Below are 22,615 nucleotides of genomic sequence, written 5' to 3'. Positions count from 1 at the left end.
TTCACCGAACAATTAACGTGTCTCGCTCTGAACCGAGGGTATGACGGATTCCGAGACCGACGTTCCAGCGACCGCACGGACCGCACTCGAGGCGCTGTCGCTGCTCTCGAACAAGTGGCACCCCGTCATCGTCGTCACGCTCTCGCATCACGGCCCGCTTGGCTTCAACGAGTTGCTCGAGGCGATTCCGGACGTCTCCTCGAAAGTGCTTACGGATGCCCTCGAAGCCTTGAGCGACGCCGGGCTCGTCGAACGATCGGTCGAGAGCGAATCACCGCTGCGGGTCAACTACGAACTCACGGCCGCGGGAGCCGATATGCAACCGGTGTTCGACGCTCTCGGCGAGTGGGGGACACGCCACCTCGAGACGGCGACGCCGACGGTATTGCTTGTAGACAGAGACCGCCGGATCACCGAAATGTACAGCGACTGGCTTGCGGGACGCTACGCCGTGCGACGCGCTCACAGCGCCGACGCGTTCGACGCGAAACTCGACGACGCCGTCGACGTGGTCGTGCTCGACGATGGGTTTCCCGGAGCGACGCCGTCGGACGTTACCAGTTCAGTTGGGTCGTGTCGAACGGTGTTGCTCGTCGACAGTCGCCCCGATCTCGACCTGCTCGAGAGCGACTGTGACGACGTGCACCGAAAACCGATCGTCCGAGAAACCGCACTCCAGACGATCGACGAGCAACTGAAACGCCAGGGAGAGTCGCCAGCCGTCCGGGAACAGCGAGCGATAGCCGCAAAGTTATCACTGCTGGAGACGGTCGCGAATCGTACTCGTCTCGAAGAATCAGACGCATACGCTGAATTACGCTCGAAACTGGACGATGCTGCGACGCCCCTCGAGGATACCTAGAGAAGGTGCGTCTCGCTTATCGACGCGACGATCGGGAGGCGTTTCTGTCGCCCGCGGAACGCAGTGATCATGAGGTATAGATACAGCAGGAAGGTACCGAACCCGATGACCAACCAGAGAAACGAGAATCCGATCGAAATCAGAAAGCCGATGATCATGATATCGCCCAACAAGAAGCCGACGAAGAATTGAAAGACGGTAAATCCAACGAAGAAACAGAATAGTCCAACCGAGAGGACGATACTTTGTGCAGCGTGAAACCGAACGAACTCGTTCTCGGTTTCGACGGCGTAGAGGAGGCCCCCGGTGACAAAGCCCCAGAAGTACGCCAGCGCTCCGGCGACGTTTTCGCTGATTCCGAGTTCGGTTTCGCCGGCCGTTTCCTCGGCAACTGCCGGCGGTTCGTCGCTGGGTTCTCGGTTGGTCGTCGATGTCTGTGGCTCGGTTGCAACGTCTCCATCCGTTGATTCGTGTGACATGGTATGGTCCGGTCGTCCCCAATGTCCACCACTGAGATCGACCACTGGAAAGCACCGATGAACCAGGCACGCTTCAACGTAAGCGAAGTAAATGATAACCGACTCGGTTACGGTCGGGTAACTCGAGTGGCGTTCCAAGCGCCGAAGGCCGATTGCACACTGGGAGGGGAGGGTGACCAATCAGCGGACGGAGAACGTATATTCCGGGTGACTGGTCGTTGGAGTTATACGGTTTACTGTAAGTCAATTCCGGCGCACCCGCGACCCGGGCGGCGGGTGCGCCGGTAAATCGGTACAGTAATCCGTATTAGTCGTCGGTCTCGATTCCCGGCTTGGCAGTCGTTCGTGGGGAAGCCGATTGCGTCGTCCGGCCGCCGAGCGTCTCGAAGTCGAAGTTCTGGAATTCCTCGGGGGCGGTACCCTCCACTGCGTAGACGTAAAGCGCCGTCTTCGCGATCCCCCAGATCGTCTGGCTGAGGAGGTAGGTGAACACGAGCGCACCACCGACGAGGAACACCGTCAGGAGGAGGCCGGGCGCGACGAACATCGCCGTGACCGGAATCGACACCACGAGCGCACCGACGACGAGGACGGCACCGATCACCGCGACGATCAACGTGATCCCGAATCCAGCCCCGAGCGTCTCTCCCCAGGTATCCTTGAACGTCCGTCCACTCCGCTTGAACATCGAGGTCACCGAGACGTCTTCGAAGACGATCACCGGGACGATGAAGAAGGTCATGATCGACCAGCCGACCGCAAACAGCGCGCCCAGCACCGACGCGATCGGATTGTCGGAATCCTCTAACGATTTGAGAATTACACTCACGGTCGCGGCGATAGCCGACCAGACGATGATCGGGCCGAGCCGATCGCTGACCGCCTCGAGACAGTCGAGTACGCCGGGTTCTCGCCCGTGGAACGCTTCGTTCGCACCGTAAACCAACGCGGCCGAACAGTAGGTGCTGAAAAACGTCGTCAGAAAATACAGACAGAACAGCACGGCGTACTCGAGGCCGCTTCCGAACAGGTTGGCGACTGCCAACGGGAAGAGAAACAACACCGTAAAGAGCAGACTCGAGAGGCCAGCGATCAGCGGAAACACCATGAGTTGTGGATGGTGACGGATCACGCTGATGCTGTCTTTGGTGAGCGTCCAGCCGGTCTTGAGTCGGTCGAGGAAGCCGACGCGACGTGTCTTTCGATTGAGTGATACCATCGGTATCACCACAGACTCGTCTGAGCGTCGCGGTCGAGGGAATTCACTGCCAAATACCAGTTCAAACGGTGGGTGATCATACCCTGGTATCCAAGCAGACTGTTATAATTGTTGCCGTATCACTCCGAAACGAAGGGTCGAGCACGTCTCATACGGACCGTTGTAGTTCTTTACCGGTGATCACCGACCCCGTCCGGGTGATCACCGGGAAAACGCTACAACAATCCGTATCAGATGGACACAGGCCACATAACATAAACGAGCCACACCAGCGGCTCTCGGCGGGGTTGCGGATACATTGGCCGCAAACCGGCAAATAGTATAAGGGGTTGTATGAGTACAATTCTGGCAGCCATGATGGGTGTGCAGTTAACGCTTGACAAGGTAATCGATCGTGCGGCCGAACTGTTCCCTGATCGAGAACTCGTAACGAAACGTCCGGATGGCAGTATCCACCGGTATACGTACGCCGACGCCCACGACCGAATCTGCCAGCTCGCACACGCTCTCGACGAGCTCGAGGTCGACGACGACTCCCGCGTCGGCGTCGTCGCGACGAATCACTACCGCCACTTCGAACTCTACTTCGGGCCGGCGTGTACGGGGCGGTCGTTTCACATGTGTAACATGCGCCTGCCCGATCACCACTTCGTCCACACGATCGAAGACGCCGGCGACGAGGTGATCTTCGTCGATCCGGCCCTCGTCGAGAAAGTCGAGGCCAACGCCGACGACCTCGAGTCGGTCGAGCAGTACGTCGTGTTAGCCGACGAGGTGCCGGAAACGGACCTCGAGCCCGTGACGGACTACGAGTCGCTGCTTGCAGGCCAGCCGACCGAGTACGAGTGGCCCGACATCGACGAGGACACCGAGTACGGCATGTGCCACACGTCCGGGACGACGGGGCTGCCAAAGGGTGTCACCTACAGCCACCGGGCGATGTACCTCCACAGCGTGATGTGTGGCCACGTCGACGCGAATCAGGTCAGCGAGAGCGACGTCGCGTTGCCGATCGTCCCGATGTTTCACGCCAACGGCTGGGGGATCCCCTACGCTGCGACCTTTGCCGGAGCGAAACAGGTCTTCCCGTCGGTCCATACCGACCCCGAGTCGATCGCCCACCTGATCGCCGACGAGGAGGTGACGGTCTCGGCGGGCGTCCCAACCATCTGGCTCGAGATGGCCGAGTATCTCGACGACAACCCGGAGGTCGACATCTCGAACATCGATCGGCTGACCGTCGGGGGCTCCGCGCCGCCCGAGTCGCTGATTCGGAAGTACGACGAGGAGTACGATGCGCCGATCATCCAGGGGTGGGGGATGACCGAGACCTCGCCGCTGTGTACGCTGAGTACGCTCCGAAAGGAAGTCAAAGCGCTTTCGCCGGAGGAGCAGTACGAATATCGCTCCAAAGCAGGGTTCCCGGTTCCCGGCGTAGACATTCGCGTCATCGACGACGACGGCAACGAAGTGCCACACGACGACGAGACGATGGGTGAACTGCAGGTTCGTGGCCCGTGGATCACGGACGGCTACCACAACCGGCCCGAGGAAAACGAACAGTCGTTCACCGACGACGGCTACCTCAAGACCGGCGACATCGCCGTCCGCGACGAGATGGGCTACGTCGACCTCGTCGACCGCGATAAGGACATGATCAAATCCGGCGGCGAGTGGATCTCGTCGGTCCAACTCGAGAACGAACTGATGGCCCACGAGGGCATCGCCGAGGCGACCGTCATCGCGGTCGAGCACGAACGCTGGCAAGAGCGACCGCTGGCGACCATCGTCCCGACGCCGGACGCGGATCTCACCGCCGAAGACCTCGACGGCCACCTCTCGGAGACGTTCCCGTCCTGGTGGCTCCCCGATAAGTACGAGTTCATCGACGAGATCCCCAAGACCTCGACCGGCAAATTCGACAAGAAACGGCTGCGCGATCAGTACGATATCGTCCTCGAGGCCGACGACGAACGCGACGAGTCCGAACCAGCCGAGTGAACGTAATCGTACCACGTAACGATAGAACAACCAAACATTTGTCCAGCAAAAGTTTTAATTGTGCGTGTGGCAATCAGCCATACGCGAGGAAAAGAATATGAAACAATACGAAAGTCGCTACGAGTGCATCGATTGTTCGTCTGATGTTCATCCCGTCTCCTATCGCTCGAGTTGCCCGGACTGTGGCGGCTCACTGCGGCCCACGCGCATTCGGAAAAACCCGACTTGACGCCGTTGTGAGTGCCCGTACGTACGGATTGCTGGACAAACGTTCCAGTGGAACTATACCGCTCGTGGTGGGACTGGAAAACAGGAGGCGGAGTCAATCCGTGACAGGCGATCACACCGGTCGTGACCAACCCGTCTTCGATTCAGAAGTCAAGATCTAGTGAGTGATTTTATATTGACATCTGGCGCCCCCAAGATTGGCTCGATAATCTGGAAGCGATTAGACGCTCTTTTTAGTGCGTTATCCATATTTCAACTAGTATCACATACTAGCTACGGAGCCCCCATAATAATAAATAAATTATATACTTAGTATCATTCTAGTTGGAGTTCATAGTACCACCGATCAGTTTCACGAACGGATCTCGAGGCCAACCAGTGGCCGAGAAACGGTCGCGGAGACCGATCAACCGGTAGGAACCAATCGTGACGGGTGGGAAAAGAGAGAGGGTGAAACGAAACCAAAATGTGCCCGATCGATCGGTTCTCTAGGGAATATACATCACATATACACAACCGATATATAGTGTGTAGTGATACCAAGCACCAACCAATGATCGACATACCGATCGAAACCGTCACGGCCACCACTGCAAACTCGATCGAGCCGAAGACGCCAGTCGACGACGCCGCACAACGGCTCCGCGATCCGGACGTGCCGGCACTCGTCGTCCTCGAGGAGGGGACAGTCGTCGGGATCGTGACCGAATCCGACATCGTCGCGTTCGTCGCCGAAACGCTCGAGTCCCACCCCGTCGAGACGATCATGTCGGCGCCGGTGACGACGGTCGCGCCGAGCGAGTCGGTGACGACCGCAGCACGGCGAATGCGCGACGACGGCGTCACCCACCTGCCGGTGGGTCGCGGAGAAACCTACTGTGGACTCGTCTCGGCCGAGACGCTCGCGCCGTATCTCTCGCGCCGCCGCCTCGAGATCGAGTGGCACGCCGAGCCGGTTCGGATTGGGAGGACGGGCGAGTCCGCGGTTCCAACCGAGGAGTAGCGACGGAGACCGCGCCGACGGTCAGTCGAAAAGATCCTCGTGGCGATCCGCGAGGTCGGTGCACGCACCCGACGAGAGCGTCTCGAAGAGGCCCCGGGATCGATCGTCGTCTCCGAAAGCGGCGTGATTTCAGCGCCCGGTGACTGTCGAGCGAAACGACGAACCACCGTCGCGAGTTGCACCGATCGTCGCGGTCGGTCGTCGATCCGACTGGAAAGTTTTACCTCGGTCGTTATGCGATCCAACCCCATGGAAGATCAAAACGACGTCTTCTACAAGTGGGGCGGCGGTATCGACCCCGAGTTTCTCGCGATCGATCGCGCCTACGACGAATTTCTCGTCACCGACGACGGTCGCGAGATCGTCGACGCCGCAGCAGGCGCTGCCGTGGTCAACCTCGGCCACTCGCTCGACGGACTCGAGGACACCATTAGCGATCAGCTCGAGGACGTGGCCTATCTCAGCCTCTCGCATTTCACGAACGAGGCCCCCGAGCGACTGGCCGACGAGTTGACGACGCGAGCGCCGGGCGATCTCAACGCCGCGTTCTTCGCGAACTCCGGAAGCGAGGCGAACGAAACCGCGTTCAAGCTGGCGCGGGCCTACCACCGCGAGCGCGGGAGTCCGACCAAACACCAGGTCGTCGGCCGGTGGCAATCCTATCACGGCGCGACCCTCGGTGCACTCTCGGCGTCGGGCAACACCTCCCGGCGAGCCGCCTACGAGCCACAGCTCCAGAACTGGCCTCACATTCCGCCTGCGTATCCCTATCGCTGGCAGTACGACGGAACGCCCGAACAACAGGCAGTCGCCGCCGCCGGTGAACTCGAGACCGTGATCAAACAGGAGGGACCCGAAACGATCGCGGCGTTCGTCGCCGAGCCGGTGTCGGGCTCGAGTATTCCCGCGGCCCATCCCCATCCGGCGTACTACGCGGAGGTTCGACGCATCTGCGACGAGTACGACGTGTTGTTTATCGCCGACGAGATCATGACCGGGCTCGGTCGAACCGGTCCGCAGTTCGCGGTGGAGCGATTCGACGTCGTGCCGGATATCCTGACGGTCGGCAAAGGGCTCTCCGGCGGCTACACGCCGATCAGTGCTGCACTCGTCTGTGACGACATCGCCGAGACGTTTGCCGCCGACCGAGAGCGTTCGTTCGATCATGGCCACACGTTCAGTGGCAACCCGCTCTCGGCCGCGATCGCCGCAGACGTCCTCGAGCGCTACACGGACGACCTGCTGGCGACCGGGCGCGAACGCGGTGCCCAACTCGAGGCGGAACTCGAGACGCTGCGCGATCACCCGATGGTCGGGGATTTCCGCCGCGCAGGTGCCATGATCGGTCTCGAATTCGTCGCGGATCGCGAGACGAAAGCGCCGTTCGACCCCGATCTGAACGTCGCCACGCGGATCTACGAGCACGCGATGGATCGGGGCGTCTACACCTATCCTGGGTCGGGATCGATCGATGGCGTCGCCGGCGATCATCTCATGCTCGCACCGCCGCTGACGATCGGCGAGGACGCCGTCCAGACCGTCGGCGAGGTCGTCGTCGACGCCGTCGAGACCGTCGCCGACGAGGTGGCGTGATACGGATTATCGGCTGCAATCGATAATACCAAGGAACGATGGATTTCGTCGAAAAGTATCAGACGATATTTGTGTTGATCGCCATCGCCGGAGGGCTCACAGTCGGACGGGTATCCGGTGTGCCTGCCGTTGCAGACTCCGTGATTCTCCCGTTTCTGATGGGAATGCTGTTCGCTGCGTTCGTCGGCATCCCACTCTCTCGACTCCGGGCAGCGTTTGGGAACCGGCGCGTCGTTGGATCGAGTCTGCTGGTTAAGCAATCAATCTCGGGGTTGGGTTTGGAATCGGGCAGATACTTTCGTTTTCGTACGATGAGATGGTCTGTTTCAACAATACGATTCTATCCCGGAACTCATCGACAGCACTTGCGATTGCAGTCGTTGCTTTCCCGAATGAGCCGCTTATCGGACCGCTCTTAGAATTGCCGCTGTTGGGCATCATCGCACAGGTTCATCTGGAGATTCACGGCCGAGACTGGTGGCCTCCCGACTGGTCATCCGTCTCCGTGAGAACCTAACTGTGGGAGACGTGGCGTGTTCAACGGTCGTTCGTTTGCCGGGATACGTCGCCCTCGCTGCCCTCGAGAATCCCCTCGAGTTCGGCCTCGAGCGCCTCGAGATCGATCGTCTTCGTTCGTGACTCGACATCCGTCTCGTATCGCTCTTTGTAACCCGAGCCGGTCAGGATCGTCACGACCTCGTCGTCGGCCGCGAGTTCGCCCGCGTCGGACAGTTTTCGGACGCCGGCGAGGGCGACGGCGCTCGAGGGTTCGACCGAGAGCCCGACCGCCGTTGCCAGTCGATCCATCGCCTTCCGAGTGGCGTCGTCGGAAACGGAGACGACCGCGCCGTCGGTCGCTCGAGCGGCCGCGAGCGCGCGGGTGCCACTCGGCGGATCGCTGTTGGCAATCGAGACGGCGATCGTCTCCGCCGCGTCGACCGCGGTGACGCTCTCGCGTCCCTCGCGATATGCCGTCGCGATCGGATCGCACGCCGCGGCCTGCACGCCGTACAGTCGCGGCAGGTCGTCGATCAGCCCCGCCGCCTCGAGTTCCCGAAGGGCCGTCCAGACGCCGCTTGCCTGCCCGCCGCTGCTGATCGGCAGGACGATCGCGTCGGGGACCGACGGCGCCAGTTGCTCGCAAATCTCGTAGGCGACCGTCTTCTGGCCCGCGACCCGCAACGGCGTATCGGAGTTGACGAACGTGATTGGGGCCTCGAGTGCAAGCGTTTGCTCGTACAGCCTGCCGTAATCGCCCTCGACCCGGAAGATGTGGGGGTCGTGGCGCGCGATCAACTCGAGGCGCTGTTCCGGGGTCTCGGCCGGCACAAACACCGCACACTCGAGGCCGGCCGCGGCGGCGTAGGCGCTCGTACTCAGTGCCATATTCCCGTGCGAGACGGTGCCGACCCAATCGCGGCCAATCTCGGTCGCGTGACGGACGCCGACCGCGCTGCCGCGGTCTTTGAAACTACCAGTCGGATTCTGGGCCTCGACCTTCAACGAGAGCCGACAGCCGGCGTACTCGTCGAGTCGGTCGGCCCGGACGAGCGGCGTCCCACCGGGTGTCACGCCGACCGGCTTCGAAACCGGAAGGACATCCGCGTAGCGCCACATCCCGTTCGTCCAGGCTTCCGTCGGCCACGCGAACTCGTTCGTGTCGGTGCTGAACCAGAGCGATTCGCCACACCGACAGCGCGATTCGGTCTGATCGTCGGACGTATAGCCACAGTCGTAGCACTCGAGCCCTCGAGTCATTCGGGAGAGTGGTCTCGCCCGACGGATAAATCAGTTCGGTCGTCAGCGGCGATCGGCCGGATCCTATCGGCCGGGCACACTGACGTCGACACCTTTCACGTAGATGACGTAGAGCATAACGGCCACGCCGAAGACGACACTCGCACCGGCGGCGACGGCGATTGCGATCGACTGGTCGAACTGGAGGAGAGAGACGAGGACGACGGTAAACGCGGCGTAGAGGATTGCGAGCACGATGCCGAACCGAAACCACTCCCGGTCGAACTGAACGCCGGTGCCGTCCTGTCTCTCGTCCATCTGAGTCACTACGGGAGCGTAGGGGACGGGACGACGTGTAGTTTTCCCAAGGGCGTCCGAAACGGCGGTGAGCGATTCGTCGACCCCGCGACCGCGGTCACCGCACAACCGGTGCCTCGACGTCGCCGATCGTCTCGACGCTCGCGCGAACGTGATCGCCGGGTTCGATCGGCTCCGCCCCAGGGGTACCGGTACTAAAGAGATCACCGGGCTGTAGGCTCATGACGCTGGAGTGAAACGAGACGATTTCCGCCGGCGGAAACAGCATGTTGCGAACCTCGTTTTCGGCAGCCACACTGTCGTTGACGATCGTCCGGACCGTCAGCTCTTCGAGATCCAGGGGCTCCTCGGGCACGACGAGCGCCGGACCGACGACGAGAAACGAGTCGAAGCTCTTCGAGCGCGTCAGGAATCGCGGATTGCGCTCGAGAATGTCCTCCGCGGTCATGTCGATGACTGGGAGATAGCCCGCAACGACATCGTCGACAGCCGCTTCGTCGACATCGCAACACTCCCGACCCATCACGACGGCGAGTTCGGCTTCCGCCGTCACGCCGTCGGTCCGTTCGGCCGGCGGCAGGCGAATGGGACCGCCCGGCCCCGTCAGGGCGGTGTTGGGTTTCATGAAACTCGCCGGTTCCTCGGGGCGCTGTTCGTCTAAATCGCCGGCGTGTTCCTCGTAGTTCAGCCCGATTCCCCACAGTTTGCCGAACCGCTCGAGGGGTGGACCGAACTGGACGTGCTCGGGATCGATCCGATCGGCGGGTGCGTCCTCGACGGCCGGCAGCGTTCCGGCCGCAGCACGCGGGAGTGCGTCCTGGACGCGCTCGAGGGCGGGATCGGCCGCCGAGAGCGGAACGTAGCCGTCTTCGTCACCGAGCAGCGCTCGCCCGTCGGTGGTTCGTGCGAGATACTGCATCGTCAGTCGTCCCGATCCGTCCAGAAGTCGAACGAGCGACCCGGTGCGAAGACATCGAGGCCGACCGCCAGTTCGTCGCCGGTATTTTCGACTTTGTGTGGCTCGTCGGACTCGAGGAGGACCGAATCGTACTGCTCGAGGGTGACGGCGTCGCCGTCCTCGGTCGTGACGGTCAACTCGCCGTGCAAGCAGAGACAGACCTGTTCGTTCTCGTGGTGGTGCATCGGGGAGCTGTGGCCCGGCGGCTTCTCGAACCACTCGAAGGAGAACTGATCGCTGCCCGCGAGCGAACGGCGCTGCCAGCCCTCGTCGGGCTCGTAGGTTTCGGCCGCATCGAACTCGACGGGTTTCATAGGTTCGCCCCCGTCGAGCCGCCGTCGATGAGCACGCTCTCGCCGTTGATGAATCCGGACACTGGCGAGGAGAGATAGGCGACCGTATTCCCGAGTTCCATCGGGTCGCCGACGCGCTCGAGTGGGTTACCGGCCCAGTCGTCGAGCCCCTCCTCGTAGGAGTCGTAGTCGCCGCGGTCGACGGCCTGTTCGACGAGATCCTGGATGCGTGCCGTCTCGTGGGGGCCGGGGAGGACGGCGTTCGTTCGGATATCCGGCGCGAACTCCTTCGAAAGCGTCTTCTCGAGGCCGATAACGCTCATTCGGACCGAGTTCGATAACACCAGGCTATCGATAGATTCCTTGACGCTTCGGGAGGTGATGTTGACGATCGTTCCCTCGCCGTCGCGGAGGTGGGGTTCGGCCTCGCGAGCGAGCCGGACGACGCTCATCACGAGCAGGTCGTAGGCGTCGTACCAGTCCTCGTCGTCGGTCTCGAGAAACGGACCGGAGGGCGGGCCGCCAGCGCTGGTCACGAGGTGGTCGATGCCGCCGAACTCGTCGACGGTTCGTTCGACCATCGCTTCGAGGTCGTCTTCGTCGGTGAGATCGCCCTGCTGGGCGACGACCTCGCCGGTGGCGACCGATTCGATTGCGTCGACTGCATCCTCGAGTCGATCCTCGTCGCGGCCGTTGATGACCACGTGTGCCCCTTCGCGAGCCAGTGCTTTCGCCGAGGCTTTGCCGAGCCCACTCGAGGAGGCCGTTACCAGTGCCGTGTTGCCGTCGATCTGTAGGTCCATCTCGTCCGTAACGCCCCACGAGAGAGGCAAAAAGATTACCGTTCCGGTAATGCGAAGGGTCGTGGTTTCCGGGGCATCGCTCGCCCGGCCGCATCAGTCGTCGACGACGTTTGCGAGCATCGTCTCGGACATGTTGGCGACGGTTCGGTCGCCAGTCTTCAGTTCGTTCATGACGAACGTCGAGGCGGTTTCGTTGACGCCGTCGATGCTGACCATCTCGTCGATGAGGTCGTTGAGTTGCTCTCGGTCCTGGAGCCGTGAGATGACGACGAAATCGATGTCACCCATCGTATAGTAGACCTGCGACGTCCCGTCGAGATCGGTGAGTTGCTGACCGATTCCCTCGGCGTAGCCCCGCTCGTGGACGACCGAAACCTCGGTGATGACGAGCATATTGAGCCCGAGTGCGAGCGGATCGATGTCCGCCGACACCGACGTGATGACGTCGGCGTCTTTGAGCTTGTTGAGCCGGTAGTGAACCGCCGACTTCGAGAGGCCCAGTTCGGCGGCGAGTTCCTCGAGGTTCGCCTCGTCGTCGCGCTCGACGCGTTCTAAGATCGCGAGGTCGGTCTCGTCGAGGTCGACGTCGGTTCGTTCCGCGTGTTCCATACTCGGGGTTCGATTGGACGGCGTTTAATACTCTCGGCTCGAGTGGAGGAGTATTCGGACAGCGTCCAATACGATCGAAAATAGGCGGGGATCGGTGCCGCTCGCGTATCGGATCCGTACGCCCGATACCGAACTGACACCGACGCGGTGGCGTTCAACGGTCCGTATCAGTCGAAGACATCCGCGATCGCTTCGCTCACCGCGTCGACGGCCGTCGTGATGTCGTCCTCGTCGGCGACCAGCGGTGGCGACAGCATAACCTGGTAGCCCGGTCGGCCGCTACCGATGAGGACGCCGCGGTCGGCTGCGCCGTCGACGACGTCGTCGACGGGATTGTGCCCGTCCTCGGCCAGCGGATCGTGGTACGGATCGCCTGTATCCGGATCCGTAAACTCGATCGCACGGTGAAAGCCACGGCCGCGTACGTCGCCGACGGCGTCGTGATTGGCCTCGAGGTCGGCCAACGCGGCCTCGAACGTCGGTGACTGCTCGCGGACGTTGTCGATGATACCGTCGCGGTACTCCTCGATGGCGGCGTTGGCGGCGGCACACGCGACGGGGTGGCCGCCGAAGGTCTGGCCGATCGGGAAGCCGTCCTCGCGGATCGACTGGGTTATCTCCGGGCGCGCGACGACGCCAGCGAGTGGCGCGTAGGCGCTCGTAACGCCTTTCGCGAACGTGATCATGTCGGGTTCGACGCCCTCCGTCTCGATCCCAAACCAGTCGCCACAGCGCCCAAAGCCGGTGATGACCTCGTCGGCGATCAGCAAGACGTCGTACTCGTCACACAGTTCTCGCACCCGCTCGAAGTAGCCCGGCGGCGCCGTGTACGCGCCACTCGTTCCGGCGACCGGTTCCATGACGATTGCGGCGACGCTGTCGGGGCCTTCGTTGCGGATGACGTACTCGAGGTGGTCGGCGGCCTGCTCGGCCAACTCCTCGGGCGAGTCGGCGTCGAAGGGCGAGCGATGTGAGACCGCCGGTAGGAACTTCGTGGCGCCGGTCGTCCCAGCGTGAGATTCGACCGCCTTCCGCGTCGAGGGATCGCCGGTCAGGCTCCCGGCACCGTAGGTCGACCCGTGGTAGGATCGCCATCGCGTCAACACCGTCGAGGCGTCGGTATACTCTCGAGCGAACTGGACCGCAAGTTCGTTGGCTTCGCTACCCGATACCGAGAGGACGACGTCGGAAAGCGAACCTGGGGCGACCTGCTCGAGCCGTTCCCCGAGTTCGGCCCGCACGGGGGTGCGCTTCGAGGCCGAGACGTACTGCACCCGCTCGAGTTGCTCGGTCATGGCCTCCTGGATCGCCTGGTTGCCGTGGCCCGCATTGACGCAGTACAGCTGGGAGAGAAAGTCGAGATAGTCGGTTCCGTCTTCGTCGGTCACGCGAACGCCGTCGCCGTCGGTAATCGAGATCGGCGGCTTCTCCGGATCGTACCAGTGTGGAATAGACGGACCGTCAGTACGTGTCATGGTACTAGCGGACACGGTGCGGAAGAACATAATATTTTGCAATACGGAATCCTGTTCGACTCGAGTTCGTCCGATGGCAGAAAGTAGTGGACAATATTCTGCTGTTACTCAATAGGGTTAAACAGTGCCCAAATATATCGGTTTGGGACCGAAAGAGCGGACGACACGCGTCGTCGTCGCATCGGTAAGCCGGCCCCGAGCCGTTCAAGTGGCGCTCGAGACAACCTGAATACGGTCCGAGGTACGACGGCCAAACGCAATCGCAACCCGTCCTGCAGTCGCGTCGGCACTGGCCGACAACAGGCCGTATGAGGATAATCGAACGAGTATGGTGGTATAAATCGGTGAGATTTCGCGTGGTTTTGCCCGCCGAGTGGTAATTCAGGACCGACACAAACGACGTTCAGCACATTCCGGAGCACAGAATCCCGTCGAACGACACGGGCGGACGGAATCGGACGCATTCCTGGATTCGTGGGTCGTTTTCGGGACTGACGACGACATCATTTACAGAAGTATGTATGTAATAACATTGGTGGAAAAACCCCACTAATAGATTAGCTGGTTCCGTGGAGTGATAAAGACCAGAACCAGCCACGGACGTTCGAGATCGTCCCTCTGCACTCCATTTTACCGTTCTAGTTGCTAGCCGAGAGTTAAATAGGATTCCGCTGTGCAGAATATATAAATACGCCGAGTAACAAATGAACGTATGACAGGCGAAAATCAGGCCACGGGGGACGGCGGCATTCAGAGCACGAAAACGAGTTTCGCGGTCGTCCACGCACTCGAAGAGCTCGGGCCGGCACGGCTCTCGGAGATCGCAGATCATCTCGAGCTCGCCGAAAGCACCACCCATCGCCATCTCAGTACCTTACGCGACCTCCGTTACGTCTCGAAAGACGGTGAAATGTACCAGATCGGCCTTCGGTTCGTCCGGTTGGGGCGGGGTGCTCGAACGCGAGACTCGGCCTACGAACAGGTCGAACCCTACGTCCAGACGCTGGCAGACGAGACCGACGAACGGGCGCAGTTCGTCGTCGAGGAGCACGGGCTCGGTACGTACCTTCACATGGGAACCGGCGACCGCGCCGTCAGGGTGGTCTTCGGCGTTGGACACCAGATCCACCTCCACTGTTCGTCGGCGGGGAAAGCGATCCTCTCCCAGTATCCACGCGATCGAGTCGACGAGGTCGTCGACCGTTGGGGACTGCCGGCCCACACCGACAAGACGATCACCGAACGCGAGAATCTCCACGCCGAACTCGAGGCGACCGCCGAACGTGGCGTCGCGTTCAACCGCGAAGAACACGTCGAAGGGATCAACGCGGCCGGCGTACCGGTCGTCCGCGACGGCACGGTACTAGGTGCGATCGCCGTTGCGGGTCCCTCCCACCGACTGACCGGTGAACGACTCGAGGAGACGCTCCCAAACGCGATGCTCGCCGCCGTCAACGAACTCGAGTTGAACATCACCTACGACGGGCAAAACGCCGCCGACTACGTCGTCGAATAAGCCAGTGACGGCTGGCAGACATACTCGTCGCCCCAGATCAGCCGAACTGCCGGCAAGCGGGTGATAACCGGGTCGACGACATCGATCGAAGAGGGGAAAATTGCCGCGAGACGATCGCTTTTGCCATTCGTTCGCAAGGGTATGCTGTGGAGATCACAGAGATCACGAGCGTTCCGGTAGCGATCCCGCTGGCCGAGCCAGTCTCGTTTTCGAACCGGACGCTTACGTACCGCGACCACGCGATCACGTACGTCCGTACCGCCGACGGTCGCGAAGGGGTCGGCTACTCGCTCGGCTACGAGGCCGCCGAGCTGATCGCCGACACCGTCGAATCGGTGCTCGCGCCGATGCTCGTCGGGGAGGATCCACGCGATACCGAACGACTCTGGCGAAAGATGTTCGACGGCACGGTCCAGATCGGTCGTTCAGGACTCGTCCTGCGCGCGATTTCGACGGTCGATATCGCGCTGTGGGACGTGAAGGCCAAAGCCGCGGACCAGCCGCTGTACAAGCTGCTGGGTGGATACGCCGACGCAGTGCCGTCCTACGCCAGCGGCGGCTACTACCGCGACGAGAAGGGCCACGAGGGACTCCGTGAGGAGATACAGCGGTATCTCGAGGAGGGTCACGATGTCGTGAAGATGAAGGTCGGCCGACGATCGATCGACGAAGAGGTCGACCGCGTCGCCGCCGTTCGCGACGAGATCGGGGAGGAACGAACGCTGTTGCTCGACGCCAACGGCGCGTGGTCGCACGCGACCGAGGCGATTCGTGCGTGTCGGGCGTTCGAACCGTACGATCCGTACTTCATCGAGGAACCGGTCATGATCGACAGCGTCGAAGCCATGCGCGAGGTCAACGAGGCCATTCCCTACCCGGTCGCGACCGGCGAACTCGAGGGGCCACGCTACGACTTCGAGCGACTCTATAGCGAGGGTGCAGCAACCATCCTGCAGCCCGACGCCACGGTCTGTGGCGGCATCACGGAGTGGCTCAAGATCGCCCATCACGCGGCCGCGCTAGATGTTCAGATCGCCCCCCACTACAACTGGAATCTCCACGCGTCGCTGCTTGGCGCGATCGAGAACGGCTGCTGGGTCGAGTACTTCTATCGCGACATGGACGTCAAGGTCTTCGACGACCTCGTCGTCGATCCCCTCGAGCCCGACGGCGACGGGACGATCGAGCTTCCGGACGACCCCGGCCACGGCGTCGAACTAGACCCCGACGCGATCGACGAGTTCCGAATCGAATAACGAACCGACGAGACGCCAGACGAAACAGGCCACACAAAACGAAACGTACACGAAACGACGAGATATGAAAGACTTCTCCAACCAGATATCGAACCGAGCCGAATCGCGCGACGTCGAAATCACCGACATCAGCACCGCCGTCGTCGAGGGCAACTTCGAGTGGAACCTGATCAAAATCGAAACCGACGCCGGCATCACCGGGATTGGCGAATCCTATCGCGGCGGCGGCGTCCCCGAACTCGTCGAGTACACCAAGCGGTTCCTCATCGGCGAAAATCCCCTCGACGTCCAACGACTCTACCGCCAGATCATCCAGGAGATGTCGGGCCACGGCGGGACGACCGGGAAAGTCGTCACCGCCGCCTCCGGCATCGAGATCGCGCTCTGGGATATCGCCGGAAAAGTCCTCGAGCTACCGGTCTACCAGCTACTCGGCGGCAAGTTCCGCGACGAGGTGCGGATCTACTGTGACTGCCACGCCGGCGAAGCCTACGCCGTCGACGACGGCTCGACCGAGTACGCCGAAGCCGACGCCTACACGCCACAGGCCTACGCGAACGAGGCCCGACGCGTCGTCGACATGGGCTTTACCGCGCTGAAGTTCGATCTCGACCTCGAGATGGACAACGATCCGGACCCGTTCAACGGCCGGCTGACCAACGCCGCGATCGAGCACAAACGCGAGATCGTCGACGCGGTGCGTGAGGAGATCGGCGACGACATCGATCTCGCGTTCGACTGTCACTGGGATTACTCCGTCGAGAGCGCGAAGCGACTCGCCTACGAACTCGAGCCCTACGACCTGATGTGGCTCGAGGATCTGATCCCACCAGAGAACATGGACGCCCAGACGGAAGTAACGAAGGCGACACGGACGCCGGTCGCGACCGGCGAGAACCGGTTCCGGGTGCACGAACTTTCCGAGTTGCTCTACGACCACGGCGTCGACATCGCCACCCCGGATCCGACCACCGTCGGCGGCCTCGCCGAGACGATGCGCATCGCGGATCGGGCCGAGGAAAACTACATCCCCATCTCGCCACACAACGTCTGTAGCCCCGTCGGCACGATGGCCTGCGTCCATCTGGGTGCGGCGATTCCGAACTTTGATCTCCTCGAGTACCACGCGCTGGAAGTCGAGTGGTGGGACGACCTGCTCGCACGCGACGAGGCGCTGATCCAAGACGGCTACATCGACGTCCCCGAGGAGCCCGGTATTGGCGTCGAGTTGGACGAAGATGTCGTCGAAGAACACGCGCTCGAGGGAACGTCTACGTTCTAGGACCTTCCCAACCGTCGACCGGCGCCGGTGACGGTCCGAGACAGAAACGGCAAACGAATCGTTAGCGATCGGTCGCCGACGCGAACGGGAGTTTGTTTCCGTTTGCTACGTACTTCTCGCCGAGGAAGACGATCACGAACACGGCAGCGCCAATTCCCTGCAACAGCCAGCCGGGATAGACCATCACGAACGCCCCGAGCCAGAACAGCACGAAGCGTACCGGATACGTATACCGCCGTTTCAACGGGAACGAGTAGTTGAGCGCGTAGATGATGGTAAACGAACCCATCAGGATGATGCCACCGCTGATCAGCGACTCGACATCGATCGCCGTCGAGACGATCTCCGGATGATAGATAAAGGAGATCGGCAACACGAAAAGCGGTGCGGCGATAGTGATCGCCGTCGCACACGATTTCCAGAAGTTCGACCCCGCAATCCCGGAGGCAACCACGACTGCGATGGCGACCGGCGGTGTCACCCCAGCCATCACCGCCGCGTAGAAGACCATGAAGTGAGCCGCCAGCTCGGGAACCTCGAAGACACTGATGAACGTCGGCGCAACCAGCGTTGAGACGATGACGTAGGCTGCGACCGTCGGCATACCGACGCCCATGACGATACAGACGGCCATCCCGAACAGCACCGCAAGCAGCAGTATGCCGCCGGACAGTTGCATCAGCATGATCGCGATTCTCGAGGGGACACCGGTCGTCATCAGCAAGTCGACGACCCCGTTGACGGCCGCCAGAATGATCGCGATCGGCGCGAGGATAACTGCGCCGCGTCGGAAGCCATGGATCGTGTTCCCGACTTCCGCGAGGAAACTATCGACGACGCGGTTGCGTCGAACGACGGATAGTTTCGGCCGGACCAGTCCCGACGACCACTCCTCCTCGAGGTCGACGTGTCTCGATTTGGCACCGTTCGAGACATCGTAGATGCTCTGAAGCACCGGCGTCGTGATCCCGAGGCCAATCATCGCAACGATCGTGTACAGCGCCGCCGTCATGACGGTGTACTGGAGGTAACCAAGCGTGATGAGCAATATCGCGAAGGGGATGCCAAAGCGGACTCCCTGCACGATTTTGTCGCTCTGGGTCATCTCTTCGTCGAAGTACTCGTCGAAGTCCATCTCCTGTTCACCGATCTCGTTGATCGACGTGTAGTGGACGGCGACCAGGATACTGAGGACGAGGATCGTAGCCGGAATGAGTCCGGCGACGATGATGTTCCAGTAGGGAATGCCAAGCACCGACGCCATCACGAAGGCGGACGCTCCCATCACCGGCGGGAGGACCTGTCCGGAGGTCGAGGCGGTTCCCTCGATGCCGGCTGCGGTCCGGCCCGAGAGTCCCGAGTCCATCATCGTCGGGATCGTAAAGGAACCGGTCATACCGGCGTTGGCCGCGTAACTGCCGTTTATCGAGCCGATGATCGCGCTCGAGATGACGGCCGTCTGGGCGACGCCGGATTCGATGTATTTGGCACTGATGATCGCGATTCGCAGGATGAGGTCGAACGCCCCGAACGCGAACAGCAACCCTGCATACAGCAAGAACGGGGCGATCCACGCGGCCGTCAGTTGTGTGAGTGAGCCGTAGAAGCCGGCGAGATCGGTGATCAGCATCTGCAGCATGAAAATCGTATCGAGGCCGCTGTGACCGAAGAGGCCCGGCACGTAGTTACCGTACATCGCGTACAGCATCACGCCGCCGATGAGCGCGAGGAAGACGTTGCCGTACGACCGCCAGGTCAGATAGAGGATGACCCCGATCACCAGCCACGCGAGTCGGTACTCGTGGTCGTAGGCCCACCCCTGTCTATTGATGTAGAAGCCTTCGTACCCGGTGTAGATGTAATACGTCGCGGCAACCATCACGGCCCCACAGGCGACCAGTATCAGCAGGTCGAGATAGTCGCCAGCTTCGACCGATTCCTTGGCTTCCGTGATGAGATACAAAAGGAGGATCCCACCGAGGAACAGTATGGCATACTGCGTTCGACCGATCCCTTGCGTCGCTGCCCACCACAGGACGATCGCCCAGAACGCAAGCGCACCGACGGTGATGAGGTTGTCGAGCACCCTAACCTGTATGGTCGACGCTCGTGATTCAGTGGTTGTGCTCATTTGTATTGGGTGTGTGTATCTATCATAAATATCTGTACGTGGGGCCAGGTGGTCCCGCCGCCGTTAGTTGAAGTATCCGCCGACGTTGTCGCGGTCGCCGACGACCCAGTCGTCGTTCCAGACGCCTTCGTCCTGGTAGTACTCGGCGACACCCGGATGGAACGGGTACTCGTCGAGTGCCCCCTGGACGAGACCCTCCGGATCTTCGGGGAGGAAGCGCTCTTCGGCCTCGCGAATGAGGTCGTTCTCCTCGCCGGCGACGCGAGCCAGTTCGTACGCAGCGTCGTCTTCCGTCTCGGGGTGGATCGCGATCGTCGGGGTGAAGTCCCACGTGACGATCTCGTCCGTGCCGATGTCCTGATCCCACAGGAACGTATCCTCCGGATCTTCGAACTCGGAGAGTCCCGCACCGTCGAACGCCTCGATCGAATCGACGAGCGCGTCGGTGTGTTCGACGTAGTGGACATCGACGCGGGCGTCGTACTCGACGTTCCAGCCCGTGTTACCGATCCCGGGCGTCCCGTACGCGATAGCGGCTTCGATTCGACCCTCCTCCATCGCCCCCGGCGCGTCGGAGACGTCCATGTCGATGATGTTCATCTCCTCGTAGATGTCGGCGGTCGGCTCCTGACTCCACACGTCGAGCGACGTCGCTCGCGTCGAGTAGCCGGGTTCCGCCGGATAGACATCCGCCCCAGCGAGGTCGTCGAACGTTTCGATCCCCGTCCCGTCGACGGCCATCATGTAGATGTTGTAGTCGAACGCCCGGAACCCCTGCCAGGCGAGTTGATCGACAGGATCGTCCTCGAACATGTCCAGGTTGTTTTGTGCCTTGTTCATCGTGTTGATGTCGATGAACCCGGCGTCGAAGGCGTCCTCGTTCATCCGGTACATCGTGCCGACGTAGCCCGGACTCTCGACCGTTGAGTAACTCAGCGTATCGCTGCCGTTGGCGACACCTTGTTCGACTGCGAGGCCGACGTCCATCGTCCCACCGGAGGAGGTCCCGCTATCGATGTGATACTCGCGATCCTCGTCTGGGTCACTTCCCGTCCCGTTGCCGCCATCGTCGTCATCGAGCGGATCGTCGCCATCCGGATCGACATCGTCGTCTCCGATGCACCCTGCGATACCTACTGTCCCCGTAATTGCAGCAGCTTTCAGGAACCGTCGTCGGTTCGAACTGCGGTTTGGCATGGTAACATTACACGGTAGTGTGGCTATTGCATATATACTCTTCGAAGATGATGATCAATATGTCAGGTTATGTTATTTCTAGGCTATACGTTCCGCCTCCATCGCCGTGGTGGGCACCTGCTGGACAACGATTATACCGATGGGCTTTGAAACGTCTCCACATGGATCTCCAGATCGACAGTAACGTTGCACTCGTCACCGCCTCGAGCGGCGGACTCGGCAAAGCCGCCGCTCGAGCGCTCGTCCAAAACGGAGCGTCCGTCGTCGTCAACGGCCGCACGGAAGCGAGCCTGGACGCGACGGCCGAAGAGCTCCAAGCGGAGGCAGCCGACGGGGCGACGGTACTGCCAGTCAGCGCGGATCTCACCGATCCGGACGACGTTTCCCGGTTAATCGAGACGACCGTCGACGAGTTCGGCGGCATCGACCACCTCGTGACCAGCGCGGGCGGCCCGCCCTCCGGTCCGTTTCTCGAGACCGACGACGAGGACTGGTACGACGCCTACGACCTGCTCGTGATGAGCGTCGTCCGAACGATCCGGGAGGCGGCGCCGCATCTCCGGGCCGACGACGGCGGAACCATCGTGACGATCGCGTCTCGAACGGTGAAAGAGGCCGTCGATCAGATGGTCCTCTCGAACTCGGTGCGTATGGGCGTCGTGGGACTCGAGAAGACGCTCTCCCAGGAGTTGGCTCCCGAGGTGCGAGCGAACGCGGTGTTGCCGGGGTCACACGAAACCGAACGCGTCGAGAATCTTATCGAACAGGGGGTCGACCGCGGTGACTTCGACTCCTACGAGGAGGGGTACGCCGACCGCGTCGCCGAGGTCCCCCTCGATCGTCTCGGGACGACCGAGGAGTTCGGGGCGACGGTCGCGTTCCTCTCCTCGCCGCTGTCCGGATACGTCAACGGCGCTGCAGTTCCGGTCGACGGCGGATCGCTCGGATCGAACCTGTAACTGTACCATCGATCGGCACGCGAAAATCAGCGCTCGTCGCGTCTCGAGCGGATCAGAATTCGTGGGCGTCTCGCTCGAGGTCGGCGACCGTCGCGCCCCCGTCGATCTTCGACTCGACCAGCAGTTCTTCGCCCAGGATCTCCTCCGCAGTCTCGGCGACATCGGCGACCGCGTCGGCCGGGACCGCGACGACGCCGGTCGCGTCGGCGACAAGCAAGTCGTCGGGGGAGACGGTGACGTCGCCGATCGTCACCGGCTCGCCGATTTCCTCGACGGTGAGCCGTTTCTGTCCGGTCTTCGGCGTCGGCGCGCGGCCAAATACCGGGAACGACCCCGCACGAATTTCGGCGACATCGCGATAGCCGCCGTCGACGACGAGCCCTTCGACGCCGGCGTTGGCCGCGAGCTGGGACGCGTTGCCGCCCCAGCAGGAGAGCCCTGGACCGCCGCCGTCGAGTACCAGCACCCTGTCGGCGACGAGTTCGTGAAGCATCGCGTACGGAAAGTTCGTCTCCGTGCCCGGGTTCGGCGCCGCCTCGAGACGAAGCGTGTGCGCCCGACCGACGGCAGCGTGGCTCGGGTGGACGGGCTCGAGGCCGGTGATCACGCCGTCGATGCCGTGCTCGTCGAGTGCATCCGACACGATGCTCGTCCCGAACGATCGATACACATCCGTGATACTCCGTGACATAACTC

21 protein-coding genes and 1 pseudogene are annotated in these 22,615 nt (G+C 61.7%); 10 read left to right on the top strand and 12 right to left on the bottom strand.

Features of this window, described 5'->3' with window-relative positions:
* The first annotated feature begins 40 nt into the window (after positions 1-40).
* Positions 41-862 carry a winged helix-turn-helix transcriptional regulator gene (locus D8Y22_RS14590; protein ID WP_141465434.1) on the top strand — a complete coding sequence of 274 codons (822 nt, stop codon included), beginning with the start codon at positions 41-43 and terminating at the stop codon, positions 860-862.
* Here the strand turns inward: D8Y22_RS14590 and D8Y22_RS14585 are convergent.
* Positions 859-1,341 carry a DUF4870 domain-containing protein gene (locus tag D8Y22_RS14585; protein WP_141465433.1) on the bottom strand — a complete coding sequence of 161 codons (483 nt, stop codon included), beginning with the start codon at positions 1,339-1,341 and terminating at the stop codon, positions 859-861. The genes D8Y22_RS14590 and D8Y22_RS14585 overlap by 4 nt on opposite strands.
* 307 nt (positions 1,342-1,648) lie before the next feature.
* Positions 1,649-2,560, bottom strand: coding sequence for a DUF6159 family protein (locus tag D8Y22_RS14580; RefSeq protein ID WP_141465432.1), 912 nt, complete (start codon positions 2,558-2,560; stop codon positions 1,649-1,651).
* Positions 2,561-2,917: 357 nt separating this feature from the next.
* Here D8Y22_RS14580 and D8Y22_RS14575 point away from each other — a divergent pair, with 357 nt between their 5' ends.
* The 5 genes and pseudogenes from D8Y22_RS14575 (at position 2,918) to D8Y22_RS22875 (ending at position 7,902) form a co-directional block, all read left to right on the top strand.
* Positions 2,918-4,561 carry a long-chain fatty acid--CoA ligase gene (locus D8Y22_RS14575; protein ID WP_174811862.1) on the top strand — a complete coding sequence of 548 codons (1,644 nt, stop codon included), beginning with the start codon at positions 2,918-2,920 and terminating at the stop codon, positions 4,559-4,561.
* Positions 4,562-4,658: 97 nt separating this feature from the next.
* Complete coding sequence (locus D8Y22_RS23160) at positions 4,659-4,790, top strand: rubrerythrin-like domain-containing protein (protein ID WP_141465431.1); 132 nt, start codon at positions 4,659-4,661, stop codon at positions 4,788-4,790.
* 552 nt (positions 4,791-5,342) lie between these two features.
* Positions 5,343-5,792 (top strand): CBS domain-containing protein, encoded by a 450-nt coding sequence (locus D8Y22_RS14565; RefSeq protein WP_141465430.1) that lies wholly within the window; start codon positions 5,343-5,345, stop codon positions 5,790-5,792.
* A gap of 249 nt (positions 5,793-6,041) precedes the next feature.
* Positions 6,042-7,385: an aminotransferase family protein gene (locus D8Y22_RS14560; protein ID WP_141465429.1), complete on the top strand. Its 1,344-nt coding sequence runs from the start codon at positions 6,042-6,044 to the stop codon at positions 7,383-7,385.
* 38 nt (positions 7,386-7,423) lie between these two features.
* A pseudogene (locus D8Y22_RS22875) lies at positions 7,424-7,902 on the top strand (hypothetical protein).
* Positions 7,903-7,922: 20 nt separating this feature from the next.
* On the opposite strand, the gene thrC reads toward D8Y22_RS22875, so the two are convergent.
* The 7 genes from thrC to D8Y22_RS14520 all read right to left on the bottom strand — a co-directional run bounded on the left by thrC (position 7,923) and on the right by D8Y22_RS14520 (position 13,578).
* A complete protein-coding gene (gene thrC / locus D8Y22_RS14550) occupies positions 7,923-9,143 on the bottom strand; it encodes a threonine synthase (RefSeq protein ID WP_141465428.1) in 1,221 nt (406 codons plus the stop codon).
* Between the two features lie 63 nt (positions 9,144-9,206).
* Positions 9,207-9,440, bottom strand: coding sequence for a hypothetical protein (locus D8Y22_RS14545; RefSeq protein WP_141465427.1), 234 nt, complete (start codon positions 9,438-9,440; stop codon positions 9,207-9,209).
* Positions 9,441-9,537: 97 nt separating this feature from the next.
* Complete coding sequence (locus tag D8Y22_RS14540; RefSeq protein WP_141465426.1) at positions 9,538-10,359, bottom strand: fumarylacetoacetate hydrolase family protein; 822 nt, start codon at positions 10,357-10,359, stop codon at positions 9,538-9,540.
* Between the two features lie 2 nt (positions 10,360-10,361).
* A complete protein-coding gene (locus D8Y22_RS14535) occupies positions 10,362-10,712 on the bottom strand; it encodes a cupin domain-containing protein (protein WP_141465425.1) in 351 nt (116 codons plus the stop codon).
* Positions 10,709-11,494, bottom strand: a complete 786-nt coding sequence (locus D8Y22_RS14530; protein ID WP_141465424.1) for an SDR family oxidoreductase — start codon at positions 11,492-11,494, stop codon at positions 10,709-10,711. Before D8Y22_RS14530 ends, D8Y22_RS14535 begins: the two co-directional genes overlap by 4 nt.
* Positions 11,495-11,587: 93 nt before the next feature.
* Entirely contained in the window at positions 11,588-12,103 is a 516-nt protein-coding gene (locus tag D8Y22_RS14525; RefSeq protein ID WP_141465423.1) for an Lrp/AsnC family transcriptional regulator, read from the bottom strand.
* A 167-nt stretch (positions 12,104-12,270) separates the two neighbouring features.
* Entirely contained in the window at positions 12,271-13,578 is a 1,308-nt protein-coding gene (locus D8Y22_RS14520) for an aminotransferase family protein (RefSeq protein WP_141465422.1), read from the bottom strand.
* 712 nt (positions 13,579-14,290) lie between these two features.
* Between D8Y22_RS14520 and D8Y22_RS14515 the strand changes: the two genes are divergently transcribed.
* The 3 genes from D8Y22_RS14515 (at position 14,291) to D8Y22_RS14505 (ending at position 17,632) form a co-directional block, all read left to right on the top strand.
* On the top strand, positions 14,291-15,094 hold the full coding sequence (locus D8Y22_RS14515) for an IclR family transcriptional regulator (RefSeq protein WP_141465421.1): 804 nt from the start codon (positions 14,291-14,293) through the stop codon (positions 15,092-15,094).
* 146 nt (positions 15,095-15,240) lie between these two features.
* Entirely contained in the window at positions 15,241-16,350 is a 1,110-nt protein-coding gene (locus tag D8Y22_RS14510) for a mandelate racemase/muconate lactonizing enzyme family protein (protein ID WP_141465420.1), read from the top strand.
* A gap of 64 nt (positions 16,351-16,414) precedes the next feature.
* A complete protein-coding gene (locus D8Y22_RS14505) occupies positions 16,415-17,632 on the top strand; it encodes a mandelate racemase/muconate lactonizing enzyme family protein (protein ID WP_141465419.1) in 1,218 nt (405 codons plus the stop codon).
* Positions 17,633-17,693: 61 nt separating this feature from the next.
* Here D8Y22_RS14505 and D8Y22_RS14500 read toward each other — a convergent pair whose 3' ends face one another.
* Together D8Y22_RS14500 and D8Y22_RS14495 are read right to left on the bottom strand one after the other, a co-directional pair.
* Positions 17,694-19,763, bottom strand: a complete 2,070-nt coding sequence (locus tag D8Y22_RS14500; protein WP_141465418.1) for a TRAP transporter permease — start codon at positions 19,761-19,763, stop codon at positions 17,694-17,696.
* 63 nt (positions 19,764-19,826) lie between these two features.
* Positions 19,827-20,960 (bottom strand): TAXI family TRAP transporter solute-binding subunit, encoded by a 1,134-nt coding sequence (locus tag D8Y22_RS14495; RefSeq protein WP_141465417.1) that lies wholly within the window; start codon positions 20,958-20,960, stop codon positions 19,827-19,829.
* A 161-nt stretch (positions 20,961-21,121) separates the two neighbouring features.
* Here D8Y22_RS14495 and D8Y22_RS14490 point away from each other — a divergent pair, with 161 nt between their 5' ends.
* A complete protein-coding gene (locus D8Y22_RS14490) occupies positions 21,122-21,919 on the top strand; it encodes an SDR family oxidoreductase (protein ID WP_141465416.1) in 798 nt (265 codons plus the stop codon).
* Positions 21,920-21,971: 52 nt separating this feature from the next.
* On the opposite strand, the gene D8Y22_RS14485 is transcribed toward D8Y22_RS14490, so the two are convergent.
* A complete protein-coding gene (locus D8Y22_RS14485; protein ID WP_141465415.1) occupies positions 21,972-22,610 on the bottom strand; it encodes an RraA family protein in 639 nt (212 codons plus the stop codon).
* Between the last annotated feature and the right edge of the window lie 5 nt (positions 22,611-22,615).

It is taken from the genome of Salinadaptatus halalkaliphilus, assembly GCF_006543045.1.
In the GTDB taxonomy this organism is placed as follows: domain Archaea; phylum Halobacteriota; class Halobacteria; order Halobacteriales; family Natrialbaceae; genus Salinadaptatus; species Salinadaptatus halalkaliphilus.
The sequence above is the reverse complement of the archived record's forward strand: the minus strand, read 5'-3'. Positions and strand labels throughout refer to the sequence as shown.

What these genes read in the sequence shown, in the direction of transcription:
- D8Y22_RS14495 (WP_141465417.1), bottom strand. Translation starts at nt 20,960, where the DNA reads ATGCCAAACCGCAGTTCGAACCGACGACGGTTCCTGAAAGCTGCTGCA.
- D8Y22_RS14540 (WP_141465426.1), bottom strand. Translation starts at nt 10,359, where the DNA reads ATGCAGTATCTCGCACGAACCACCGACGGGCGAGCGCTGCTCGGTGAC.
- D8Y22_RS14530 (WP_141465424.1), bottom strand. Translation starts at nt 11,494, where the DNA reads ATGGACCTACAGATCGACGGCAACACGGCACTGGTAACGGCCTCCTCG.
- D8Y22_RS14580 (WP_141465432.1), bottom strand. Translation starts at nt 2,560, where the DNA reads ATGGTATCACTCAATCGAAAGACACGTCGCGTCGGCTTCCTCGACCGA.
- D8Y22_RS14565 (WP_141465430.1), top strand. Translation starts at nt 5,343, where the DNA reads ATGATCGACATACCGATCGAAACCGTCACGGCCACCACTGCAAACTCG.
- D8Y22_RS14520 (WP_141465422.1), bottom strand. Translation starts at nt 13,578, where the DNA reads ATGACACGTACTGACGGTCCGTCTATTCCACACTGGTACGATCCGGAG.
- D8Y22_RS14515 (WP_141465421.1), top strand. Translation starts at nt 14,291, where the DNA reads ATGACAGGCGAAAATCAGGCCACGGGGGACGGCGGCATTCAGAGCACG.
- D8Y22_RS23160 (WP_141465431.1), top strand. Translation starts at nt 4,659, where the DNA reads ATGAAACAATACGAAAGTCGCTACGAGTGCATCGATTGTTCGTCTGAT.
- D8Y22_RS14525 (WP_141465423.1), bottom strand. Translation starts at nt 12,103, where the DNA reads ATGGAACACGCGGAACGAACCGACGTCGACCTCGACGAGACCGACCTC.
- D8Y22_RS14535 (WP_141465425.1), bottom strand. Translation starts at nt 10,712, where the DNA reads ATGAAACCCGTCGAGTTCGATGCGGCCGAAACCTACGAGCCCGACGAG.
- D8Y22_RS14545 (WP_141465427.1), bottom strand. Translation starts at nt 9,440, where the DNA reads ATGGACGAGAGACAGGACGGCACCGGCGTTCAGTTCGACCGGGAGTGG.
- D8Y22_RS14575 (WP_174811862.1), top strand. Translation starts at nt 2,918, where the DNA reads ATGGGTGTGCAGTTAACGCTTGACAAGGTAATCGATCGTGCGGCCGAA.
- D8Y22_RS14485 (WP_141465415.1), bottom strand. Translation starts at nt 22,610, where the DNA reads ATGTCACGGAGTATCACGGATGTGTATCGATCGTTCGGGACGAGCATC.
- thrC (WP_141465428.1), bottom strand. Translation starts at nt 9,143, where the DNA reads ATGACTCGAGGGCTCGAGTGCTACGACTGTGGCTATACGTCCGACGAT.
- D8Y22_RS14585 (WP_141465433.1), bottom strand. Translation starts at nt 1,341, where the DNA reads ATGTCACACGAATCAACGGATGGAGACGTTGCAACCGAGCCACAGACA.
- D8Y22_RS14590 (WP_141465434.1), top strand. Translation starts at nt 41, where the DNA reads ATGACGGATTCCGAGACCGACGTTCCAGCGACCGCACGGACCGCACTC.
- D8Y22_RS14560 (WP_141465429.1), top strand. Translation starts at nt 6,042, where the DNA reads ATGGAAGATCAAAACGACGTCTTCTACAAGTGGGGCGGCGGTATCGAC.
- D8Y22_RS14500 (WP_141465418.1), bottom strand. Translation starts at nt 19,763, where the DNA reads ATGAGCACAACCACTGAATCACGAGCGTCGACCATACAGGTTAGGGTG.
- D8Y22_RS14490 (WP_141465416.1), top strand. Translation starts at nt 21,122, where the DNA reads ATGGATCTCCAGATCGACAGTAACGTTGCACTCGTCACCGCCTCGAGC.
- D8Y22_RS14505 (WP_141465419.1), top strand. Translation starts at nt 16,415, where the DNA reads ATGAAAGACTTCTCCAACCAGATATCGAACCGAGCCGAATCGCGCGAC.